Annotated in this window: 18 protein-coding genes; 13 read left to right on the forward strand and 5 right to left on the reverse strand. The window is 72.6% G+C overall.

The features are described from left to right. The first annotated feature begins 186 nt into the window (after positions 1 to 186). Entirely contained in the window at positions 187 to 945 is a 759-nt protein-coding gene (locus QFZ64_RS22850) for a ferritin-like fold-containing protein (protein WP_307068602.1), read from the forward strand. A 73-nt stretch (positions 946 to 1,018) separates the two neighbouring features. Here QFZ64_RS22850 and QFZ64_RS22855 read toward each other — a convergent pair whose 3' ends face one another. The 4 genes from QFZ64_RS22855 to QFZ64_RS22870 form a co-directional block, all read right to left on the reverse strand. Beyond that, on the reverse strand, positions 1,019 to 1,291 hold the full coding sequence (locus QFZ64_RS22855; RefSeq protein ID WP_307068605.1) for a hypothetical protein: 273 nt from the start codon (positions 1,289 to 1,291) through the stop codon (positions 1,019 to 1,021). 254 nt (positions 1,292 to 1,545) lie between these two features. Next, positions 1,546 to 1,773 carry a DUF3107 domain-containing protein gene (locus QFZ64_RS22860; protein WP_307068606.1) on the reverse strand — a complete coding sequence of 76 codons (228 nt, stop codon included), beginning with the start codon at positions 1,771 to 1,773 and terminating at the stop codon, positions 1,546 to 1,548. 150 nt (positions 1,774 to 1,923) lie between these two features. Then, positions 1,924 to 2,592 carry a TetR/AcrR family transcriptional regulator gene (locus tag QFZ64_RS22865; RefSeq protein WP_307068608.1) on the reverse strand — a complete coding sequence of 223 codons (669 nt, stop codon included), beginning with the start codon at positions 2,590 to 2,592 and terminating at the stop codon, positions 1,924 to 1,926. A 382-nt stretch (positions 2,593 to 2,974) separates the two neighbouring features. Beyond that, entirely contained in the window at positions 2,975 to 3,211 is a 237-nt protein-coding gene (locus QFZ64_RS22870) for a hypothetical protein (RefSeq protein WP_307068611.1), read from the reverse strand. Between the two features lie 139 nt (positions 3,212 to 3,350). Between QFZ64_RS22870 and QFZ64_RS22875 the strand changes: the two genes are divergently transcribed. The 12 genes from QFZ64_RS22875 to moeZ all read left to right on the forward strand — a co-directional run bounded on the left by QFZ64_RS22875 (position 3,351) and on the right by moeZ (position 19,042). Continuing rightward, complete coding sequence (locus QFZ64_RS22875; protein ID WP_307068613.1) at positions 3,351 to 4,421, forward strand: alpha/beta fold hydrolase; 1,071 nt, start codon at positions 3,351 to 3,353, stop codon at positions 4,419 to 4,421. 443 nt (positions 4,422 to 4,864) lie between these two features. Further along, positions 4,865 to 6,061 (forward strand): DUF3152 domain-containing protein, encoded by a 1,197-nt coding sequence (locus QFZ64_RS22880; RefSeq protein ID WP_373430650.1) that lies wholly within the window; start codon positions 4,865 to 4,867, stop codon positions 6,059 to 6,061. 114 nt (positions 6,062 to 6,175) lie between these two features. Continuing rightward, a complete protein-coding gene (locus tag QFZ64_RS35395; protein WP_373430651.1) occupies positions 6,176 to 6,268 on the forward strand; it encodes an Ms4533A family Cys-rich leader peptide in 93 nt (30 codons plus the stop codon). Positions 6,269 to 6,500: 232 nt separating this feature from the next. After that, positions 6,501 to 8,231, forward strand: coding sequence for an ABC transporter substrate-binding protein (locus QFZ64_RS22885; protein ID WP_307068615.1), 1,731 nt, complete (start codon positions 6,501 to 6,503; stop codon positions 8,229 to 8,231). 85 nt (positions 8,232 to 8,316) lie between these two features. Beyond that, positions 8,317 to 9,405, forward strand: a complete 1,089-nt coding sequence (locus QFZ64_RS22890) for an ABC transporter permease (RefSeq protein WP_307071829.1) — start codon at positions 8,317 to 8,319, stop codon at positions 9,403 to 9,405. Between the two features lie 56 nt (positions 9,406 to 9,461). Beyond that, complete coding sequence (locus QFZ64_RS22895) at positions 9,462 to 10,463, forward strand: ABC transporter permease (protein ID WP_307071830.1); 1,002 nt, start codon at positions 9,462 to 9,464, stop codon at positions 10,461 to 10,463. Between the two features lie 107 nt (positions 10,464 to 10,570). Next, on the forward strand, positions 10,571 to 12,391 hold the full coding sequence (locus tag QFZ64_RS22900) for an ABC transporter ATP-binding protein (protein ID WP_307071832.1): 1,821 nt from the start codon (positions 10,571 to 10,573) through the stop codon (positions 12,389 to 12,391). A gap of 191 nt (positions 12,392 to 12,582) precedes the next feature. Continuing rightward, the gene (locus tag QFZ64_RS22905; protein ID WP_307068617.1) at positions 12,583 to 14,541 is read left to right on the forward strand and encodes a DUF3492 domain-containing protein; all 1,959 of its coding nucleotides are present in this window, start codon (positions 12,583 to 12,585) and stop codon (positions 14,539 to 14,541) included. Further along, positions 14,538 to 15,962: a hypothetical protein gene (locus QFZ64_RS22910; protein WP_307068619.1), complete on the forward strand. Its 1,425-nt coding sequence runs from the start codon at positions 14,538 to 14,540 to the stop codon at positions 15,960 to 15,962. The genes QFZ64_RS22905 and QFZ64_RS22910 overlap by 4 nt, the downstream gene beginning before the upstream one ends. A gap of 141 nt (positions 15,963 to 16,103) precedes the next feature. Beyond that, entirely contained in the window at positions 16,104 to 17,063 is a 960-nt protein-coding gene (locus tag QFZ64_RS22915) for an NAD(P)-dependent oxidoreductase (RefSeq protein ID WP_307068621.1), read from the forward strand. Further along, positions 17,051 to 17,800, forward strand: a complete 750-nt coding sequence (locus QFZ64_RS22920; RefSeq protein ID WP_307068623.1) for a spherulation-specific family 4 protein — start codon at positions 17,051 to 17,053, stop codon at positions 17,798 to 17,800. The genes QFZ64_RS22915 and QFZ64_RS22920 overlap by 13 nt, the downstream gene beginning before the upstream one ends. A gap of 63 nt (positions 17,801 to 17,863) precedes the next feature. Continuing rightward, positions 17,864 to 19,042: an adenylyltransferase/sulfurtransferase MoeZ gene (gene moeZ / locus QFZ64_RS22925; RefSeq protein ID WP_307068625.1), complete on the forward strand. Its 1,179-nt coding sequence runs from the start codon at positions 17,864 to 17,866 to the stop codon at positions 19,040 to 19,042. A 101-nt stretch (positions 19,043 to 19,143) separates the two neighbouring features. Here moeZ and QFZ64_RS22930 read toward each other — a convergent pair whose 3' ends face one another. Continuing rightward, positions 19,144 to 20,682: an alpha/beta hydrolase gene (locus tag QFZ64_RS22930; RefSeq protein WP_307068627.1), complete on the reverse strand. Its 1,539-nt coding sequence runs from the start codon at positions 20,680 to 20,682 to the stop codon at positions 19,144 to 19,146. Between the last annotated feature and the right edge of the window lie 3 nt (positions 20,683 to 20,685).

The following is a 20,685-nucleotide window of genomic DNA, read 5'->3' on the forward strand; positions in this document are numbered from 1 at the left end:
TCTGGTCGGAGCCGATCGGGCCACCGACCGGGCATCCTCATTCAAGCGGCCCGTCGCATACTTGGCGGGCCTTTACCACCATACCCCGGATTCCCGCACGCGCCAGGGCCGGTTCGCTCACGTAGTCGTCGTCACACTGACTGACCAGGGCCTCCCCGAGGCGGTGAGCGGACTATTCTGCGCTCCATGACGACCTCTGACAACGCCTCCGACACCGCAGGACCCGCCGCCGAAGGCACCCCCGGCCCCACCGGCATCGCCGCCCGGGACTGGGCCGGGGCCTCCGCGGACCCCCAGTACCGGGCCGCGGTGGCGGACCTGCTGGGAGCGCTGGCGTACGGGGAGCTGGCGGCGTTCGAGCGGCTGGCGGAGGACGCGAAGCTGGCGCCCACCCTCGCCGACAAGGCGGCGCTGGCCAAGATGGCGTCGGCGGAGTTCCACCACTTCGAGCAGTTGCGGGACCGGCTCGGCGAGATCGGCGTGGAGCCGACGGAGGCGATGGAACCGTTCGTCGCCGCGCTCGACGGCTTCCACCGGCAGACGGCACCCTCGGACTGGCTGGAGGGGCTGGTCAAGGCGTACGTCGGCGACTCGATCGCCAGCGACTTCTACCGGGAGGTCGCGGCACGGCTCGACAAGGACACCCGTGAGCTGGTGCTGACCGTCCTCGACGACACGGGACACGCCGACTTCGCGGTGGAGAAGGTACGCGCCGCGATCGACGCCGAGCCGCGCGTGGGCGGACGGCTCGCGCTGTGGGCGCGGCGGCTGATGGGGGAGGCGCTGTCGCAGTCGCAGCGGGTGGTCGCGGACCGGGACGCGCTGTCGACGATGCTGGTGGGCGGCGTCGCGGACGGGTTCGACCTCGCCGAGGTGGGGCGGATGTTCTCCCGGATCACGGAGGCGCACACCAAGCGGATGGCCGCGCTGGGCCTCGCCGCCTGACGGCCGCGGCCCGCGGGAGGGGGCTCCCCCCTTCCCGCGGGCCGCGCACGTGCGAACCCGGGGCCGAGGGCGGTCAGACCGTGGCCGAGTGGCGGCGGCGGAATCGCTTCTCCGGGCGGAGCAGCAGGGACACGGACGCCGCGGCGACGGCCGCCGCGCCGAGCAGGCTCACCACCACGTGCCCCGTCCCCACCGCACTCTGTGCGAGGAAGGCGCCGAAAAGCCCTCCGACCGCCCCCGTCGACAGCACGAGACGGCGCCCCGGGAGCCGGTGCGGCAGACGGTACGCGGCGGCCCAGGCGAGGGCGAAACCGAGCAACGCGGAGCCGAGCGCTTCCAAGAACATGATCGGGTTCCTCCCGCACGGCCGGGTGCAAATCGGTCGTAGCCGGTCTACCCCCGAGCCGCGGAACGCAACCCTCCCCCGTGAGGAAGATGTGCCCTCCCTGTGAGGTCGGGCCGCACCCTCCCGCACCCTCCCGCACGGTTCACGCGCAGTTCACGCGCGGTTTCCTAAGCGGTGCGCCAAACGGCGCGCATGCGGAAGGGGCCCGGAACGGCGTGCGTTCCGGGCCCCTCCCACGCGTCCTGCGGCACGCCCTACAGCGCGCTGAACCCCACCCGGCGGGCGGTCGGCTCGCCGATCTCCACGTACGCGAGGCGGTCGGCCGGGATGAGGACCTTGCGGCCGTGCTCGTCCACGAGGCTCAGCAGTTGCGACTTCCCGGCCAGTGCTTCGGCCACGGCGCGCTCGACCTCCTCGGCACTCTGACCGCTCTCCAGAACGATCTCGCGGGGCGCGTGCTGCACGCCGATCTTGACCTCCACGGCTTCAACCCTCCGACGGTCAGTGAAGTGCGCGATCTCCCGCGCCGTACCCCGCACACATTAGCCCGGTGAGGGGACGGACACGCTCCGCCGGGCAACGCCAGGAGCGAACAGCGGACGGGAACAAACGCCCGGTCGCCGCCGTACCGCTCAGTGGGACTGCTCGTGCCCGTGTTCGTGTCCCGGCTCGGTCCCGTGCAGGGGGAAGCCGGCGATGCCGCGCCAGGCCAGCGAGGCCAGGAGCTGCACCGCCTGGTCGCGCGGCACGCTGCGGTCGCTGTGGAGCCAGGAGCGGGCCACCACCTGGGCGAGCCCGCCCAGGCCCGAGGCGAGCAGCATCGACTCGGCCCGGGAGAGCCCGGTGTCCTCGGCGATGACGTCGCAGATCGCCTCCGCGCACTCGTTGGTGACCTTGTCGACGCGCTCGCGCACGGCGGGCTCGTTCGTCAGGTCCGACTCGAAGACCAGCCGGAAGGCGCCGCCGTCGTCCTCGACGTACGCGAAGTACGCGTCCATCGTCGCCCTGACGCGCTGCTTGTTGTCCGTCGTCGAGGCTAGCGCGTGGCGCACGGACTGGATGAGGGACTCGCAGTGCTGGTCCAGCAGTGCGAGGTACAGGTCCAGCTTGCCCGGGAAGTGCTGGTAGAGGACAGGCTTGCTGACGCCGGCGCGCTCGGCGATGTCGTCCATCGCGGCCGAGTGGTAGCCCTGCGCCACGAAGACTTCCTGGGCGGCACCCAGCAGCTGGTTCCGTCGGGCACGGCGCGGCAGCCGCGTACCCCGCGGGCGTGCCGCCTCTGTCTGCTCGGTGGCTGTCACGCCGCCTCCCACTTTCGTCCACGTGCGGTGTGCACCGCGCCGCCATCGTACTTTTGGGTAACCGTCGTGTGCGCGGTGCGAGCGCAGAATTTCACGGACCGGACGGCGCGGCACTGGCGCGGATCCGCCCGGTGCGGGGCGTACGGGGGCGAACCGGCGCCCGTCGCGGTGCCGGTCCGCCCCCTTCGCGCACCGGCGGACGCGGGCCCCCCCGGCGGGTGTCCGGCCCCCTTCCCGGAGACGGCGGGAAGGGCTCGCGGGAAGGGGAGTGGTCTACCGGGAGTGGGGCGGCCCACCAGCAGGAAGCGGCCCACCGGCAGGAAGCGGCCCACCGGCATGAAGCGGCCCACCGGCATGAAGCGGTCTGTCGGCGCGAAGCGGTCTACCGGTAGTCGTCCTCGTCGAGTTCCACGACGCGGGCCTGTTCCGCGAGGTCGCCCTCGCTGGCTCGGTCCGTGTCCTCCCCGCTCGGCCGGTCGTCCCGTCGCGGGGCGATGTCCGCGAGCTGCTCGGCGGTGTCGCCCTCCGGCGCCTCCACGGCGATCTCGGCGGCGCGCGCGGAATCGGTGTCGTTGTTCTCGCTCTCGAAGGTGTCGGGATCGGTGGGGTCGACGGTCATGACGGGCTCCCTTTCAGAGCGACGGGACGTGGCGCGTCAGGGCGACGGAACGTGGCGCGGTCCGTGTCCGTCGCCAGGTACCCGTACCTATGAGGGCGAACACATGAGCCCGCACGTGATCGTCTCGTAACATTGCCGCATGTCTTCGACCGAGCTGCCGGCCGCCGCACCGGCCACGACCACCGTCCTGCCCAAGGTAACGCCCGTCAGGGCCGCGGAGGGCGAGGAGCTCAGGTCGGTTTCACTGCCCGGGATCACCCTGACGGTGCGGTCGAGAAAGTCCGCCCGCGAAGGGCTGCCGCCCGCCCTCTACGTGCACGGGCTGGGCGGCTCCTCGCAGAACTGGTCGGCACTGATGCCGCTGCTCGACGACGTCGTCGACAGCGAGGCGGTCGACCTGCCGGGCTTCGGGGACTCCCCGCCGCCGGACGACGGCAACTACTCGATCACCGCGCACGCCCGCGCGGTCATCCGGTACCTCGACGCCTCCGGGCGCGGGCCCGTGCACCTGTTCGGCAACTCGATGGGCGGCGCGATCGCCACCCGCGTGGCCGCCGCCCGACCCGACCTGGTCCGTACCCTCACGCTCGTCTCGCCCGCGCTGCCCGAACTGCGGGTGCAGCGCAGCGCGGTCCCTACCGGGCTGCTCGCGGTGCCCGGCGTCGCGGCCCTGTTCACCCGCTACACCCGGCAATGGACGGCCGAGCAGCGGGTCCGCGGCATCATGGCCCTGTGCTACGGCGACCCCGGCCGGGTCACGGAGGAGGGGTTCCGACACGCGGTCGAGGAAATGGAACGGCGGATACGGCTGCCGTACATGTGGGACGCGATGGCCCGCTCGACACGTGGTCTGGTGAACGCCTACACGCTGGGGGGACAGCACGGACTGTGGCGGCAGGCCGAACGGGTGCTCGCGCCGACACTCCTCGTCTACGGCGGCCGGGACCAGTTGGTCGGCTTCCGCATGGCCTCGCGTGCGGCACGTGCCTTCCGCGACTCCCGTATGTTGACCCTGCCGGAGGCGGGACACGTGGCGATGATGGAGTACCCCGAGCGGGTGGCGGACACGTTCCGTGATCTGTTGAGGGACGTGAAGGCGCAGACGCAGGCGCCCGCGTCCGCATCCGTTTCCGCTTCCGCTTCCGAGTCCGTGTATGCGGACGTGGACGCGGTGCCCGGTGTGACTGATACGACCGATGCGGGGAGCTGAGGCGCGGCGTGGGACGACACAGCCGCAGGCGAGGGAGCGACAGAAGCGTCCGTAAGGGCGACGGGAAGGACGCCGGCGAGGCGGTCGGCCCGGCAGCGGCGGCCGGACCGTCCGGGCCGGGAGGACAGTCGGGGCCGGGTGGACAACCGGGGCGGGGAGGGCCTTCGGAGCCGGTGGTGCCGTCGGCCGGGCTGCCGCGCCGGCCTCCCGCAGGCGAGGGCGCCGGAGTGTCCGGACCGGCCCGCGCGCCGGGCGGTCCGACCCGGGTGCCGGGAGGGCCGGGCGGTCCGGGAGTCCCCGGAGGAGCGGGCGGGGCGCCCCGGTACGGGGACGGCACGCCCGCGCAGGGCTTTCCGAGGCTGCCCGACGGCACCCCCGCCGGTGGGGTGCCCCGGTTCGCGGACGGGACACCCGCGCACGGTGTCCCGCGTGTTCCGGGCGGCATGCCCGCCCACGGTGTTCCGCGTGGCCCGGGCGGCGCCCCGCCGCAGGGCGGTCCGCGGTTCCCCGACGGCACCCCTGCGCACGGTGTGCCCCAGGTGCGCGGCGGGCATCCCGAGCAGCGGGAGGCCGGAGGCGGCTGGGGGCGGGTCGGTGCGGTGTCCGCCCGGGGCGGGGCCCCGGCGGCCGGGAACGCGGCCGACGCCGCCCCGGCCCCGGCGGCGCGGCGCTCGCGGGGTCCGCGGCAGGAGTACCTGGACGCCTTCGGCGAGAACGGCGAGGGTCGCCAGAACGGCGAGGGCCGCCGCGCCCCCGACGACAACGCTCCCATCCGCTCCCGTTCGTCCGCCGCGCCCGGTGCTCCCGAAGACGTACGCGGGTCCGGACGCCGGCCCGGTGGCAAGGGCCGCACGTTCGCCGGTGCCGCGGCCGCCGCGGTCACCACCGTGCTGGCCGTCGTCGTCGCGGGCCAGGTCGGCGACGGGCACGGTGGCGCTTCCGCGCGTGCCGGGTCCGCCACCGACCGGGCCCGGGACATCCGGGGCGCCGCCGGCGTGGGGGCCGCGTCGCCCTCCGCCGCCCCGAGCGCGAAACCGCTGACGTACGCGCAGAAGATGGCCAAGATCTATCCGCTCTCGGCCGACGCCACGGGCTCCGGTGCGTTCGCCGCCGTCCCCGGCACCGACAAGGCGCCCGGTCACGGGCGGACGTACACCTACCGGGTGGACGTGGAGAAGGGCCTCGGCCTGGAGGCCGCCCTGTTCGCCGAGGCCGCGCAGAAGACGCTCAACGACGACCGCAGTTGGGCCCACGGCGGGAACATCGCCTTCGAGCGCGTCTCCTCCGGCAAACCCGACTTCGTGCTCACGCTGGCCAGTTCGGGCACCACGGCCAAGTGGTGCGCCAAGTCGGGCCTCGACACCACCGAGGACAACGTCTCCTGCGATTCGGCCGCCACCGAACGCGTGATGATCAACGCCTACCGGTGGGCCCAGGGCTCGAAGACGTACGGCGACGACCAGATCTATGCCTACCGGCAGATGCTGCTCAACCACGAGGTCGGTCACCGGCTCGGCCGCGGACACGTCAACTGCCAGAAAGACGGCGACCTCGCGCCGGTCATGCAGCAGCAGACCAAGTTCCTCGATCACGACGGCATCCACTGCCTGGCCAACCCCTGGCCCTATCCGAAGGGTTGAGCCGGCCCACGGGGCGAGTACGGCGCGGTGAGCGGGGGCGGGTGCGGCGCGGTGAGCGGGTGACCGGCTGATGTCAGATTGACATGAGCTGGTCGCCCGTTCTAATTTCGGCGCATGTCGTCCCGCCGTCCCGCCTCCCGCGTCGCCATCGAACTGGCGCTCATCGGTGTGACCGCACTGTGCGTGGCCGACATTCACTGTCGCTGACACCCGCCCCGGCGCGCGTCGGCACTCCCTTCCGCCGTCTCCGTCCGTTTCCGCCGCCGTGACCCGTCCCGTTCCGGTCACGCCCGTCGGCACGGTCTTCTCGACGGCCTCTCCGTGACGTGCGACGACTCTCCGCCGGGCAGACGTCTGCTCCTTTTCGTCTCACTCCTCGTGCGACCGTCTCGCGATCCGGGACGGCGCACGGGAACTCCCCTGAGAGGTCGTCATTCCGATGCGTCAACCGTCCCGCACCCGCACTCCACGCCGCCTGGCAGTGGCGTCCCTCGGCCTGGTCGTGGCAGCGGGTGTCGCCGCCTGCGGTCCGGAGGACAACGATGCCAAGAGCGCCGGAGGCGACTCCACGCCCCACAAGGGCGGCACCCTGACCGTCCTCAACAGCCAGCCGCAGACCGACTTCGACCCGGCCCGGCTCTACACCTCCGGCGGCGGCAACGTGCCGTCCCTGGTCTTCCGCACCCTCACCACCCGCAACCGCGAGGACGGCGCCGCCGGAGCGAAGGTCGTCCCCGACCTCGCCACCGACACCGGCCGCCCCAACAAGGACGCGACCGTGTGGACATACACCCTGAAGAAGGGCCTCGAGTACGAGGACGGCACGGCCATCACCGCCGCCGACGTCAAGTACGGCATCGAACGCTCCTTCGCCCCCGAGCTCTCCGGCGGCGCCCCCTACCTGCGGGACTGGCTGGTCGGTGCGGCCGACTACCAGGGGCCGTACAAGGACAAGGGCAAGGGCGGCCTCGACGCGATCGAGACGCCGGACGAGCGGACCCTCGTCTTCCACCTGAACAAGCCCGAGGGCGAGTTCCCCTACCTCGCCACACAGACCCAGTTCGCGCCCGTCCCGAAGGCCGAGGACACCGGGACCAAGTACGAGGCGCACCCGGTCTCGTCCGGCCCGTACCGGGTCGTGAAGAACGAGAACGACGGCGAGACGCTGGTCCTGGAGCGCAATACGCACTGGTCCGCCGCCACCGACGCCGAGCGCAAGGCGTATCCGGACCGGATCGACGTACGGTCCGGGCTCGACTCCTCCGTGATCAACCAGCGGCTGTCGGCGTCCCAAGGGGCGGACGCGGCGGCCGTGACGACGGACACCAACCTCGGCCCGGCCGAGCTCGCCAAGGTCAGCGGCGACAAGAAGCTCGCCGCACGGGTCGGCACCGGGCACTTCGGTTACACCGACTACCTGGCGTTCAACCCGAAGGTGAAGCCGTTCGACGACCCCAAGGTGCGCCAGGCCGTCGCGTACGCCGTCGACCGCTCGTCGGTCGTCAACGCGGCCGGCGGCTCCGCGCTCGCCGAGCCCGCCACCACCTTCCTGCCCGACCAGAAGTCCTTCGGCCACACGTCGTACGACCTCTTCCCGGCGGGGAGGTCGGGCAACGCGGCCAAGGCGAAGGAACTGCTGAAGGAGGCGGGCCACCCGAACGGGCTGACGATCACGCTCACCCACTCCAACGCCAAGGACTTCGAGACCAGCCCGGAGATCGCCACCGCGATCCAGGACGCTTTGAAGAAGGCCGGGTTCACCGTCCGGCTGCAGGGCCTGGAGGACAACGACTACAAGGACCGGACCCGCGACACCAGGACCGAGCCCGGCCTCTTCCTCTCCCACTGGGGCGCCGACTGGCCCTCCGGCGGCCCCTTCCTCGCCCCGATCTTCGACGGACGGCAGATCGTGAAGGACGGCGCCAACTTCAACTCCGGCTTCCTGGACGACACCGCCGTCAACACCGAGATCGACGCCATCAACAAGCTCACCGACCTCGACGCGGCCGCGAAGCGATGGGGCGCGCTGGACGAGAAGATCGCCGAGCGGGCGGTCGTCGTGCCGCTGTTCCACCCCGTCTACAAGCGGCTCTACGGCGAGGACATCAAGAACGTCGTGATCAGTGACTGGACCGGAGTCCTGGACATCTCCCAGGTCGCGGTGAAGTGACGTCGTGAACGAGGCACCACTTGTCTCCGAGGCCGCCGAGGCTGCCGGCGCCGCCGGAATCGTCGGGACCGCCGGCGCTTCCGGGATCGCCGGGACCGCCGGGACCGGGTCGGCGCGGCACGCGCCCGTCCTCCCGGCGGCCTCGGGGGCCCGCCAGTTCTGGCGGCGGCTGCGCACGCAGCGCGCCACCCTCGTCGCGGGCGGCGTCGTCGCCCTGCTCGTCCTGGTCGCGCTCGCCGCCCCCCTGCTCACCGCGCTGGAGGGCCAGGACCCGACCACCTACCACCCCTCGCTGGTGGACTCCGCGCGCGGCGGTGTCCCCCTCGGGCCGCTCGGCGGCATCAGCGGCGACCACTGGCTCGGCGTCGAACCGCAGACCGGGCGGGACCTGTTCGCCCGGCTCGTCCACGGCGCCCGGGTCTCCCTCGGCGTCGCCCTGGCCGCGACCGTCGTACAGGTCTCCCTCGGCGTGCTGATCGGCGTCGCCGCGGGGCTCGGCAACCGGTGGCTCGACCAGGTGCTGAGCCGGGCCACCGACATCATCATCGCCATGCCGTTGATGATCATGGCCCTGGCGCTGCTGGCGGTCGTGCCCGACGGCTTCCCGCGTCCCGTGCTGGTCGCGCTGGTCATCGGGTTCGTGGCCTGGGGCAGCATCGCCAAGATCGCCCGTGTCCAGACACTCACCCTGAAACAGCTCGACCATGTCGCGGCGGCCCGGCTGAGCGGCTGGGGCACCTGGCGCGTCGCCCGCCGCGAACTGCTGCCGGGGCTGGCCGCGCCCGTCCTCACCTACGCCGCGCTCATGGTGCCGAACAACATCACCATCGAGGCCGCGCTGTCCTTCCTCGGCGTCGGCGTACGGCCGCCGACGCCTTCCTGGGGCGAGATGCTGACCTCGGCCGACGTCTGGTACGCGGCGGCACCGCAGTACCTGCTGCTCCCCGCGGGCGTGCTGTTCGTGACGGTGCTGGCGCTCACTGTTTTCGGCGACGGCGTCCGCACGGCCCTCGACCCGCGCGCGGCGTCCCGCCTGCGGGTGGGGACGGGGCGCCGGCGGGAGAAGCGGGCGGCCAGGGAGTCCCGGGCAGGGGGCGCCGCCGGAGCGGCCGGGGAAGCCGGCGGAGCGGCTGGGACCGTCAGCGACTCCCGGAAGAAGGAGGACGCCACGTGAGCGGGTTCACCGGCTCCAGTGGGTTCACGGGCTTCTCCGTGTTCTCCGTGTTCTCCGTGTTCTCCGGGTTCACCGGGTTCGCGTTGCGGCGCGTCACCGGGGCCCTTGTCACGCTGATCGCCATCTCGGCGCTCGTCTACGTCATCTTCTACGCCACCCCCGGCGACGTCGCCCAGATCACCTGCGGCCCGCGCTGCTCGCCCGCGCAGGTGCACCAGGTCGCCGAGCAACTCCGCCTCGACGACCCGCTCCTCCTGCGTTACTGGCACTTCCTTCAGGGCATCGTCGTGGGCCAGGACTACTCCACCGGCACCTCCGTCGAGCACTGCTCGGCGCCGTGCCTCGGACTGTCGTACCGCAGTGACCAGCAGGTCACGCAGATCATCCTGGCAAAGCTGCCCGTCAGCCTCTCGCTGGTGGCCGGGGCCATGGTGCTCTGGCTGCTGCTCGGGGTCGGCACCGGCGTGCTCTCCGCGTGGCGGCGCGGCCGGGTCACCGAGCGCGTGCTGACCGGCGTCACCCTGGCCGGGATGGCCACGCCCGTCTTCGTCATCGGCCTCGTGCTGATGATCGTCATCTGCGGGCAGTGGGAGCTGCTGCCGTTCCCGCAGTACGTCGCCTTCGCCGACGATCCCGAGCAGTGGGCGTGGAACCTGCTGCTGCCCTGGCTGACCCTCGCCCTCGGCGAGGCGGCCTTCTTCGCCCGGATGACCCGGTCGGCCGTGCTGGAGACCCTCGCGGAGGATCACATCCGCACGTTCCGCGCCTACGGCGTCGGCGAGCGGGCGATCGTCGCGCGGCACGCGCTGCGCGGGGCGCTCGCGCCCGTGATCGCGCTCAACGCCAATGACTTCGGCTCGGCCGTCGGCGGCGCCGTACTGGTCGAAACCCTGTTCGGGCTGCCCGGCATCGGACAGGAACTGGTGCACGCCGTGGACGTCGTCGACCTGCCGGTCGTGGTCGGCATGGTGCTGGTCATCGGCTTCTTCGTGGTGCTGGCCAACGCCGTCGCGGACGTGCTGTACGCGGTGGCCGACCGACGGGTGGTGCTGTCATGAGTCCGGTGGACGTGAGTCCGGGCGCGGGGCCGGTGGACGAGGGTCCGGTGGGCACGGGTTCGGTGGACGAGGGTCCGGTGGACGAGGGTCCGGTGGACGAGGGTCCGGTGGAACTTGTGGTCGTGGACGGGCTGACCGTCGACTTCGGCGGGCTGCGGGCCGTCGACGGGCTCTCCTTCTCACTGGCCCAGGGCGCCGCCCTCGGCCTGGTCGGCGAATCCGGTTCCGGCAAGTCCACGGTCGCCTCCGCGCTGCTGGGACTGCACCGGGGCACCGGCGCCGTCGTCGGCGGTTCGGTGCGCGTGGCCGGCGTCGAGCCCGCTCTGGCTCCCGAGGAGGAACTGCGACGGCTGAGGGGCGGGACGGCGGCCATGGTCTTCCAGGACCCGCTGTCCTCCCTCGACCCGTACTACGCGATCGGCGACCAGATCGCCGAGGTCTACCGGGTCCACACCCGCGCCTCCCGGCGTGCGGCACGCGCGCGTGCCGTCGAGGTGCTGGACCGGGTCGGTATCCCCGACGCCGTACGGCGCTCCCGGGCCCGGCCGCACGAGTTCAGCGGCGGCATGCGGCAACGGGCGCTGATCGCGATGGCGCTGGCCTGCGAGCCGCGACTGCTGATCGCCGACGAGCCGACGACCGCGCTCGACGTCACCGTCCAGGCCCAGATCCTCGACCTGCTGCACGTGCTGCGGCAGGAGACGGGGATGGGGCTGCTGCTTGTCACGCATGACGTGGGGGTCGCCGCCGAGAGCGTCGACGACGTGCTGGTGATGCGGCACGGGCGGGCGGTCGAGCACGGGCCGGCCGCCGAGGTGCTGGCGGAGCCCACGGAGGCGTACACCCGGGAACTGCTGGCGGCGGTGCCGCGGGTGGATGCGCTGAGGGTGGATGCGTCGAAGGTGGACGTGTCGAGGGTGAGAGGCGTTGACGGGGCCGGTGGTGGTGATGACATCACTGGTGTCGGCGAGGACACCGGTGCTGATGGTGCCGAAGGTGTCGAAGTTGTCGAAGGTGCCGGCGTCGGTGAGGTCGTGCTGGAGGCGGTCGCGCTGCGGCGGGAGTTCGGGCGCGGCAAGCGCGCGGTCGTCGCCGTGGACGACGTGTCGCTGACGGTGCGCCGGGGCGAGACCCTCGGCGTGGTGGGGGAGAGCGGCAGCGGAAAGACGACGCTCGGCAGGATGCTGGTCGGACTGCTGGAGCCGACGGCCGGCGAGGTGCGCTACCGGGGCCGACCGCACACGGGCGTGCGGCCCGCCGTACAGATGGTGTTCCAGGACCCCGTGTCCTCCCTCAACCCCCGTCGCAGCGTGGGCGAATCGATCGCGGACCCGCTCCGGGCGCACGCGGCCCGCGGCCGGAGTGCGCGGGAGACCCGTGACGAGCGGGAGGCGCGCATTCAGGGGCGCGTGCGCGCACTGCTGGAGCGCGTGGGGCTCGACCCGGCACACTACGACCGCTATCCGCACGAGTTCAGCGGCGGACAGCGGCAACGCGTCGGCATCGCCCGTGCGTTGGCCGCCGACCCCCGGGTCATCGTCTGCGACGAGCCGGTCTCCGCACTGGACGTCACCACACAGGCCCAGGTGATCGCCCTGCTCGGCGAGCTGCAGCGCGAGCTGGGGCTCGCACTCGTCTTCGTCGCGCACGACCTGGCCGTCGTACGGCAGGTCAGCGACCGGGTGGCGGTGATGCGCCGCGGCCGGCTCGTCGAGTACGGCGCGGCGGACCAGGTGTACGACACCCCCGAGCATCCCTACACCAGGCAGCTGCTGGCCGCCGTCCCCGCGCTCGACCCGGCGGTCGCGGCACGCCGGCGGGCGGAACGTCGGGGTTCCAAACGTCGGGATTCGGAGGCGATCGACGCGGCGGCCGGGCCCGGTGGAACGGGCGAACCCAGCGACCCGGCGGCATCGGCGGTCGTATGACGAACCCCAGGGTGCCGTGATCCCTTAGCGCGGCTAAACGCGGACCGTCCGGGAAAGTTACGACGGTTCACCCCTTTTGGTGGCGTGATGGACAACCGTCCGTCGCGCCACCGGCATGTCCGCATACGTTCTTCCCGCTGTGGGCCGCCGGACAACGGCGGCTCCCCATACGGGAGATCGGGGATGCACTCGTGCGCATCGGACTGCTGACGGAGGGTGGCTATCCGTACGTGAGCGGTGACGCCAGGCTCTGGTGCGACCGGCTCGTGCGTGGGCTCGCACGGCACGAGTTCCACGTCTACGCGCTCAGCCGCAGCCGGCGGCAGGAGGACGAGGGGTTGGTGCCGCTGCCGCCCCAGGTGACCCGCGTGCGCACCGCCCCACTGTGGACCGCCGTCGACGACGGCACCACACACGGCCGTGACCTGCACGGGCGCCGGGCTCGACGGCGCTTCCTCGAGGCGTACGCGGAACTCGCCCGCGCGGTCTGCGAAGGCGGTCGCACGGACGACCACGCGGGCCGCCTCCCGAGCGACGGCACGGGCGGTTGCATGGACGGCTGCGCGGAGGGTTGTGCGAACGGCTGCATGGGTGGCTGTGTGGACGGTTGCCTGGGCGACTACGGGGACAACCGGCAGGCGGACCGTTTCGGCAGCGCGCTGTACGCCCTCGCCGACCTCGCCCGTGAAGAGGGCGGACTGGGGAGCGCTCTGCGTTCGGAGGGCGCGCTGCGCGTCTGGGAGCGCGCCTGCCGGGCGCCCGGAGCCGTGCGCACGGCGCACGGGGCGCGGGTCGCCGAACTCCTCACCGCGGCCCGCCACGTCGAGCGCGCCCTCCGTCCCCTCTCCCTGGACTGGTACGAGGACGCCGGGCTCGGTGCTGTCGACCTGTGTCACGCCACGGCGGGCGGCGCCGCCGCCCTCCCCGCACTGCTCGCCCGGCACTTCTCCGGGGTGCCCCTGCTGGTCACCGAGTACGGCGTCCCCCTCCGGGCGCACTACCTCACCACCGCCGACGCGCCCCCCGCCGTGCGCGCGCTGCTCGCCTCCTTCCACCGCCGACTCGCCGCCGAGGTGTACCGGCGGGCCGCCCGCATCACCCCCGGCAACGCCCATGTCCGCCGCTGGCAGGAACACTGCGGCGCCGACCGGGCCAAGCTGCGCACGGTCTACCCCGGCATGGAGGCGTCCCGCTTCGCCGAGGTGGCCGAGGCGCCGACGGCCGACAAGCACGGGGGCGCCGAGAACAACGCCGGTCGGCGCGGCGCCGGTCAGGGCGGCGGGGACGGCAGCGGCGGGGACGGCGGTGGCGGGGACGGTAGCGGCGAGGACGGCGGTGGTGAGGCGGACACGCTCGTCTGGGTGGGGCGTGTCGAGCCCGCCAAGGACCTCGTCTCCCTTCTCCACGCCTTCGCCGAGGTCCGCACGCACGTGCCGACGGCCCGCCTGCGTATCGTCGGCGCCGCGGGCGTCGAGGGCCGGGCCTACCTCGACCACTGCGAGGCCCTGGCCGCCCGGCTCTTCCCGGACGACGGCCCCGACGACGGCCCCGAAGGCGCCGCCCGCACGTCCGGTGACCGTCCGGTGTCCTTCGAGGACGCGGGCGCACCCGAGGCGCCCGACCTCGCGGCGGTGTACGCCGCGGGAGCGGTCGTCGTCCTCTCCAGCGTCGTCGAGGGCTTCCCCGTCAGCCTGGTCGAAGCCATGTTCTGCGGACGGGCCACGGTCTCCACCGACGTGGGCGCCGTGGTGGAGGCCATCGGCGGCACGGGTCTGGTCGTACCGCCCCGTGAACCGGCGGCGCTCGCACGGGCGTGTGTGGCGTTGCTGCGCGACCCCGAACGGCGCCGACGCCTGGGCGAGGCCGCCCGCGCACGCGCCGTCGAACTGTTCACCGTGGAGCAGAACGTCATGGCATTTGACAGCATGTACCTCGACGTCGTCTCCCACTCCCCGCGCCGCCGGGTGCTCCTCGACGACAGGGGAGCGCCGCTGCCCTTCGGTACCCCTGCAGAGGCCCACCTCCCCGGCAACTGGACCGGCCCCCGCCGCCCGCTCCGACGCGACCCCCTCTGGGCCCCGGACACCACCGCCCCGCCCGCAGCCTTCGGACAGCAGCCGGAACCGGTGGGAGAGGGCGCCGCCCGATGACCGACCCACGCACCGACTCCGAGGCGACCGGAACCGACTCCGAGGCGGCCGGGACCGACTCCGAGGCGGCCGGGACCGACTCCGAGGCGGCCGGGACCGACTCCGAGGCGGCCGGGACCGACTCCGAGGCGGCCGGGACCGACTCCGAGGCGGCCGGGACCGACTCCGAGGCGGCCGGGACCGACTCCAGGGCGGCCGGGACCGACTCCAGGGCGGCCGGGACCGACTCCGGAGCGGCCGGGACCGACTCCGGAGCGACCGGGACCGTGCGCCAGGCGACCGGAACGAAGCACGAAGCCCCCGCGAGCACGTCCGAGACCCTCGGCACCGACACCAGCCCGGGCCCCGACACCAACCCCGGCACCGCGGACCCGGTCAAGACCCTGATGAACCGGCACCGCGACCTCTGCGCCCGGGCCGTCGACCACCTCGAGATCGCCGCCGGTCTCGAGGCGTACGGCGTGACCGACCGGACCGCCGCCCGCTTCCGTCACCGTGACGTCTTCTCGCTCGCCGAGGAGATGTACGCCCGCTTCCCCCGAGACCCCGACGCCACGCCCCCTCGCCCCACCACGGGTTCCCGCCCCGCCGCCGCGCGTCCCGCCCCGGCTCTGCTCGCCACCCTGCCGGGCCTGCTGTGCGCGGCGACCGTCGTGGGGACGCGCTTCACCGACGGCCGGCCCCACCTCGCCGTCCCCCTCGTGGGTGTCCTGCTGGTGGCACTGGCACTGCGCACCCTTCTGCGCCGGGGTCCCCTGGCCGGCCCGTACCGCGCCCCCTCTGGCACGCGCGGTTGGACCGTCTGGCTGCTGGCGTACGCCTTCCTCGGCGACGGGCTCCTCGGCGAGGGCCTGACCGGCGGCCCCGACGGCCCCTGGTCCCCGACCACGGCCCCCCTCCTCGCCCTCACCCTCGCCTGCGCCCCGGCAGTGTGGTGCGCCGGTCTGTTCACCACGCTGGCCGGACGCCGCCTCGCCACCAGCCGTGCCCTGGACGACTTCGCCGCCTCCGTCCGCCCTCTCCTCCTCGGCGTCCTCGCCCTCTTCCTGGGCGCCCTCCTCGGTCTCCTCGCACTGTGCGGCGCGCTCCTCGACGAACAGCCCGCCTTCGCCGACGCGGGCGCCCTCGGCGTGCTCCTCCTGCTCGCCCGGCTGCTCATCGCGCACGGTTTCCCGCACGCCCCGGCGGTCGCACTCGCCACCGCCGGTGTCGCCGAGGGCCTGTCCCTGGCCACCGTCTTCACCGCGCGCCTTCCCGGCTGCTCCCTCCTCTCCGTTCCGGTCCAGACCCTCACCGACGCCTGGGGACCGGGCAGCATCCCCGCCCTCGCCTGCGGCACCACCGCCACCGCCCTGCTGGTGCATGCCACGCGCACGCTGACCCGGGCCTCGGCCCACGCCGTGCCGGATGAACCCCGCTGACGTCACCCCCCACCCCACCCGCGGCCGGACCGGCGTACCGCGCCGGCACCCCTCGCACCCGCACAACCCCCTTGAAGGAGAGACCCAGATGATCACCTCCCGATCCGGAACACCCGGTGAGTCCGTCACGGGAGGCGCCCGATGAGGGTCCTGCTGATCGGAGCCAACGGATACCTCGGCCGCTTCGTCGCCGACCGTCTGCTCGCCGACCCCGCCGTGCAGCTCACCGCGCTCGGCCGCGGCGACGACGCCGACGTACGGTTCGACCTCGCCACCGGCAGCCCCGGCGCACTCACCCGGTTCCTGGATGCCGTCCACCCCGGAGTCGTCATCAACTGCGCCGGCGCCACCCGCGGCGGCGCCCGGGACCTCACCCGCCACAACACCGTCGCCGTCGCCACCGTCTGCGAGGCCCTGCGCCGCAGCGGCTGCGGCGCCCGGCTCGTACAGATCGGCTGCGGTGCCGAGTACGGTCCGAGCCAGCCCGGCTCCTCCACCGCCGAGGACTCGGTGCCCCGTCCCGGTGGCCCGTACGGCGTCAGCAAACTCGCCGCCACCGAACTCGTGCTCGGCTCCGGGCTCGACGCCGTCGTTCTGCGCGTCTTCTCCCCGGCCGGACCGGGCACCCCCGCCGGGTCACCGCTCGGCCGGCTCGCCGAGGCCATGCGCCGCGCCATGCAGTCCGGCGACGGCGAACTCAAACTCGCCGGGCTCGGCATCCAACGCGACTTCATCGACATCCGCGACGTGGCCCGCGCCGTCCACGCGGCCTCCCTCTCTGCCGCCCAGGGAGTGATCAACATCGGTTCCGGCCGTGCCGTCCGGCTGCGTGACGCTGCCGCCGTCCTCGCCCGCGTGGCCGGCTTCGGCGGCACACTGCACGAGATCGACACCGCACCCGGCCCCGTTCGTGCCTTCATCGGCCACCCCCGCGGCGAGTCGGACCACGCCGCCCCGGCAACCCTGCCGTACCCGGACGGCTGCGGCAGTTGGCAGCAGGCCGATGTGCGCACCGCCCGCGACCGGCTCGGCTGGCGCCCCCGCATCAACCTCGAGGAGTCCCTCGCCGACATCTGGATGGAGGCGGCGTGCCGTATCTGACCTCCACCACCACCGACACCAGACGCACCCACGCGGGCCCCGGCGTCGGTGTTCCGGGCTACGCGCACCCGCTCCTCGCCCCCGACCAGTGGAACGCCCTCGCCCGCCCCGGCACGCCCGTCCACTGGGCCGTCCTCAACGTGCACGACGGTCCCGGGAGCTGCCCCGATCCACGCTGCCTGGAAGCGGTCGGTCAGCTCCGCAACGCGGGCGTCCGCGTCCTCGGCCGGCTCGACGCCGCGTATGGCAGACGCCCCTCCGCCGAGCTGATGTCCGACGCCGGGCACTACCTCGACTGGTACCGCGTCGACGGCTTCCTGCTGCGTCGCTGCCCCACACACCGCGAGGCGCTCCCCGCGGTCCGGCGCACCACCGCCGCGCTCCGTGCCCTCCGTGACGAGAGCCATCTCGTCCTGGGCCACGGCACCCACCCGTACCCCGGCTACGCCGACCTCGCGGACCAACTGGTCACCTTCAGCGGCCCCTGGAACGACTACCGCTGGTCGCAGGTGGCCGAGTGGACCGCCGAGCATCCGCCGGAGCGCTTCTGCCACTTCGTCCACGGACTGCCCCGCGGCCACCTCGACGAAGCTCTGCGCATCGCCCGCTGGCACGGCGCGGCCACGGTCTACCTCACCGACCGCACGGACCGCGGCGGCAGAGTGGACCCCTGGGAGGCGATGCCCGGCTACTGGGACGAGATCGTCTCGCGCCTCGGAACGGGTGTCTCGGAATGAAGAAGGGCGTGGCAGTGTTGCATGGAGAACAACCGTAGTGATTGACCGACCAACGGAGTCCCCGTGTCGCTGCCACCCCTGGTCGAGCCGGCCGACGAGCTCACCGTAGACGAGGTTCGCAGGTACTCCCGCCACCTGATCATCCCGGACGTCGGGATGGACGGGCAGAAGCGGTTGAAGAACGCCAAGGTGCTCTTTGTGGGCGCCGGTGGCCTGGGTTCGCCGGGACTGATGTACCTGGCGGCCGCGGGCGTGGGCACGCTCGGCATCGTGGAGTTCGACGAGGTCGACGAGTCGAACCTGCAGCGTCAGGTCATCCACAGCCAGGCCGACATCGGCCGCCCCAAGGCCGAGTCCGCCCGGGACAGCATCAAGGGCATCAACCCGTTCGTGAACGTGGTCCTGCATCAGGAGCGGCTCGAGGCCGACAACGTGATGGACCTGTTCAGCCAGTACGACCTGATCGTCGACGGCACGGACAACTTCGCGACCCGCTACCTGGTCAACGACGCCTGTGTGCTGCTGAACAAGCCGTACGTGTGGGGCTCGATCTACCGGTTCGACGGGCAGGCCTCGGTCTTCTGGTCCGAGCACGGCCCCTGCTACCGCTGCCTCTACCCGGAGCCGCCGCCCCCCGGCATGGTCCCTTCCTGCGCCGAGGGCGGCGTCCTGGGCGTGCTCTGCGCGTCCATCGGCTCCATCCAGGCCAACGAGGCCATCAAGCTCCTCGCGGGCATCGGTGAGCCGCTGGTCGGGCGTCTGATGATCTACGACGCCCTGGAGATGCAGTACCGCCAGGTCAAGGTCCGCAAGGACCCCGACTGCGCGGTCTGCGGCGACAACCCCACCGTCACCGAGCTCATCGACTACGAGGCCTTCTGCGGCGTCGTGTCCGAGGAGGCCCAGGCGGCGGCCGCCGACTCCACGATCACTCCGAAGCAGCTCAAGGAGTGGATCGACGACGGCGAGAATCTCGAACTCATCGACGTGCGCGAGCCGAACGAGTTCGAGATCGTCTCCATCCCGGGCGCCCGGCTGATCCCCAAGAACGAGTTCATCATGGGCAACGCCCTGGAGAACCTGCCGCAGGACAAGAAGATCGTCTTGAACTGCAAGACGGGTGTCCGCAGTGCGGAAGTCCTCGCGATCCTGAAGTCGGCCGGCTTCTCCGACGCCGTGCATGTCGGCGGCGGGGTCGTGGGCTGGGTCAACCAGATCGAGCCCGACAAGCCGATCTACTAGACCGCGACGACACGATCTCCTGCCACGGTCCGCTCGGGCCGTGTGACCTTCCGGGCGGCGGGGGTGCCGGACACCACTGGTGTGCGGCACCCCCGCCGCCGTCAGGAACAGACCTTGCCGTCCTTCGGCACCGTCCCGCTCAGCAGGTAGGAGTCCACCGTCGCGTCCACGCAGTCGCTGCCGCTGCCGTAGGCCCCATGGCCCTCGCCCTTCCAGGTGAGCTCCACCCCGACGCCCTTGCCCAGCTCGTCCGCCATCCGCCGGGCGCCCTCGTAGGGAGTGGCAGGGTCCCCGGTATTGCCCACCAGCAGGATCGGGTCGGCTCCCGGCGCGCTGACCTCCGGGGTGTCGAACTGGCCGGCCACCGGCCAGTCGTGGCACCAGCCGGCCGCGTCCCACCCCAGGTAGTCGCCGAACACGGGTGAGATCTTCTCGAACCGGGCGAGCCGCTTCCTCGTCTCGGCGAGCGTGGGCCGCTGCCTGTCGTCCAGACACGATATGGCCCGTTGTGCGTGGCTCGACGTGCCGTAGTGCCCCGAGGCGTCCCGCTCGTTGTAGCCGTCGGCCAGGGCCAGAAGCGCCGACCCGTCGCCGCCCTCGGCGGACTCCAGGGCGGAGGTGAGCCCCGGCCAACTGTCCTTGCTGTACAGAGGGAGCACGATGCCGGTCAGTGCGAGCGTCTCGGTCAGTTCACGGCCGGACGAGGTGGACAGAGGCTTCGAGTCGAGCCGGTCCAGCAGGTCGGCGATCTTCCGCGTCCCCTTCCGCGGGTCCTGCCCGGTCGACTTCAGGTAGTCGTCCAACGCGCGCTGGAAGCCCTGTGCCTGGTTGAGCGCGTGTCCGAAGGTGTCCGCGGTCGGGTCCACGACCGCGTCCAGCACCACGCGTCCCACGTTCTTGGCGAAGAGGTGTGCGTACACCCCGCCCAGCTCGGTGCCGTACGAGATGCCGAAGTAGTGCATCGAGTCGTCGCCGAGCACCTGGCGCATCAGGTCCATGTCGCGCGCGGTGTCGGTGGTGGACACGTGGGACAGCAGAGAACCGGTGGACTTCTCGCAATCCTTGCCGAAGTCGGTCGCGTCCGCGAGGAACGCCTTCTCCTCGGCCGCGTCGTCCGGGGTGGCGTCGACCTTCTCGGCCGCCTGGATGTCCTTGTCGTCGCGGCAGCGGACGCCCTCGCTGGCGCCCGTGCCGCGTGGATCCCAACTGACCAGGTCATAGCGTTCGTGGAGCTGGTCGACCCTGCTTGCGTACCACGGCAGCGTGGACACCCCGGAGCCGCCGGGCCCGCCGAAGTTGAACAGCAGTGAGCCGAGGTGCTTGCCCTTGTCGCCGGTGGCCCGCGAGCGGATCAGCGCGAGGTTCACCGTCCCGCCGTCCGGTTTCGCGTAGTCCAGTGGCGCCTTGATCGTCGCGCACTGCCATTCGTCGCCCGGTGCGGGGGAGTCGGAGGTTGCCTTGCAGCGGCCCCAGTCCGGCTTCTGCCCGGTCAACGAGGCGGGTAGCCCTGAGGACGACGAGTCGCCGGACCGCGTGTCCCCCGGATCTTCCTGGCCGGCGCCCGACGAATCCGCGCTGCAGCCCCCCACCAGCAGTGCGGCGGCGGTCCCCAGAGCCGCCCACCGTGCGTAACGCGCCATGTG

The organism is Streptomyces sp. B3I8 (assembly GCF_030816915.1).
Lineage (GTDB): Bacteria > Actinomycetota > Actinomycetes > Streptomycetales > Streptomycetaceae > Streptomyces.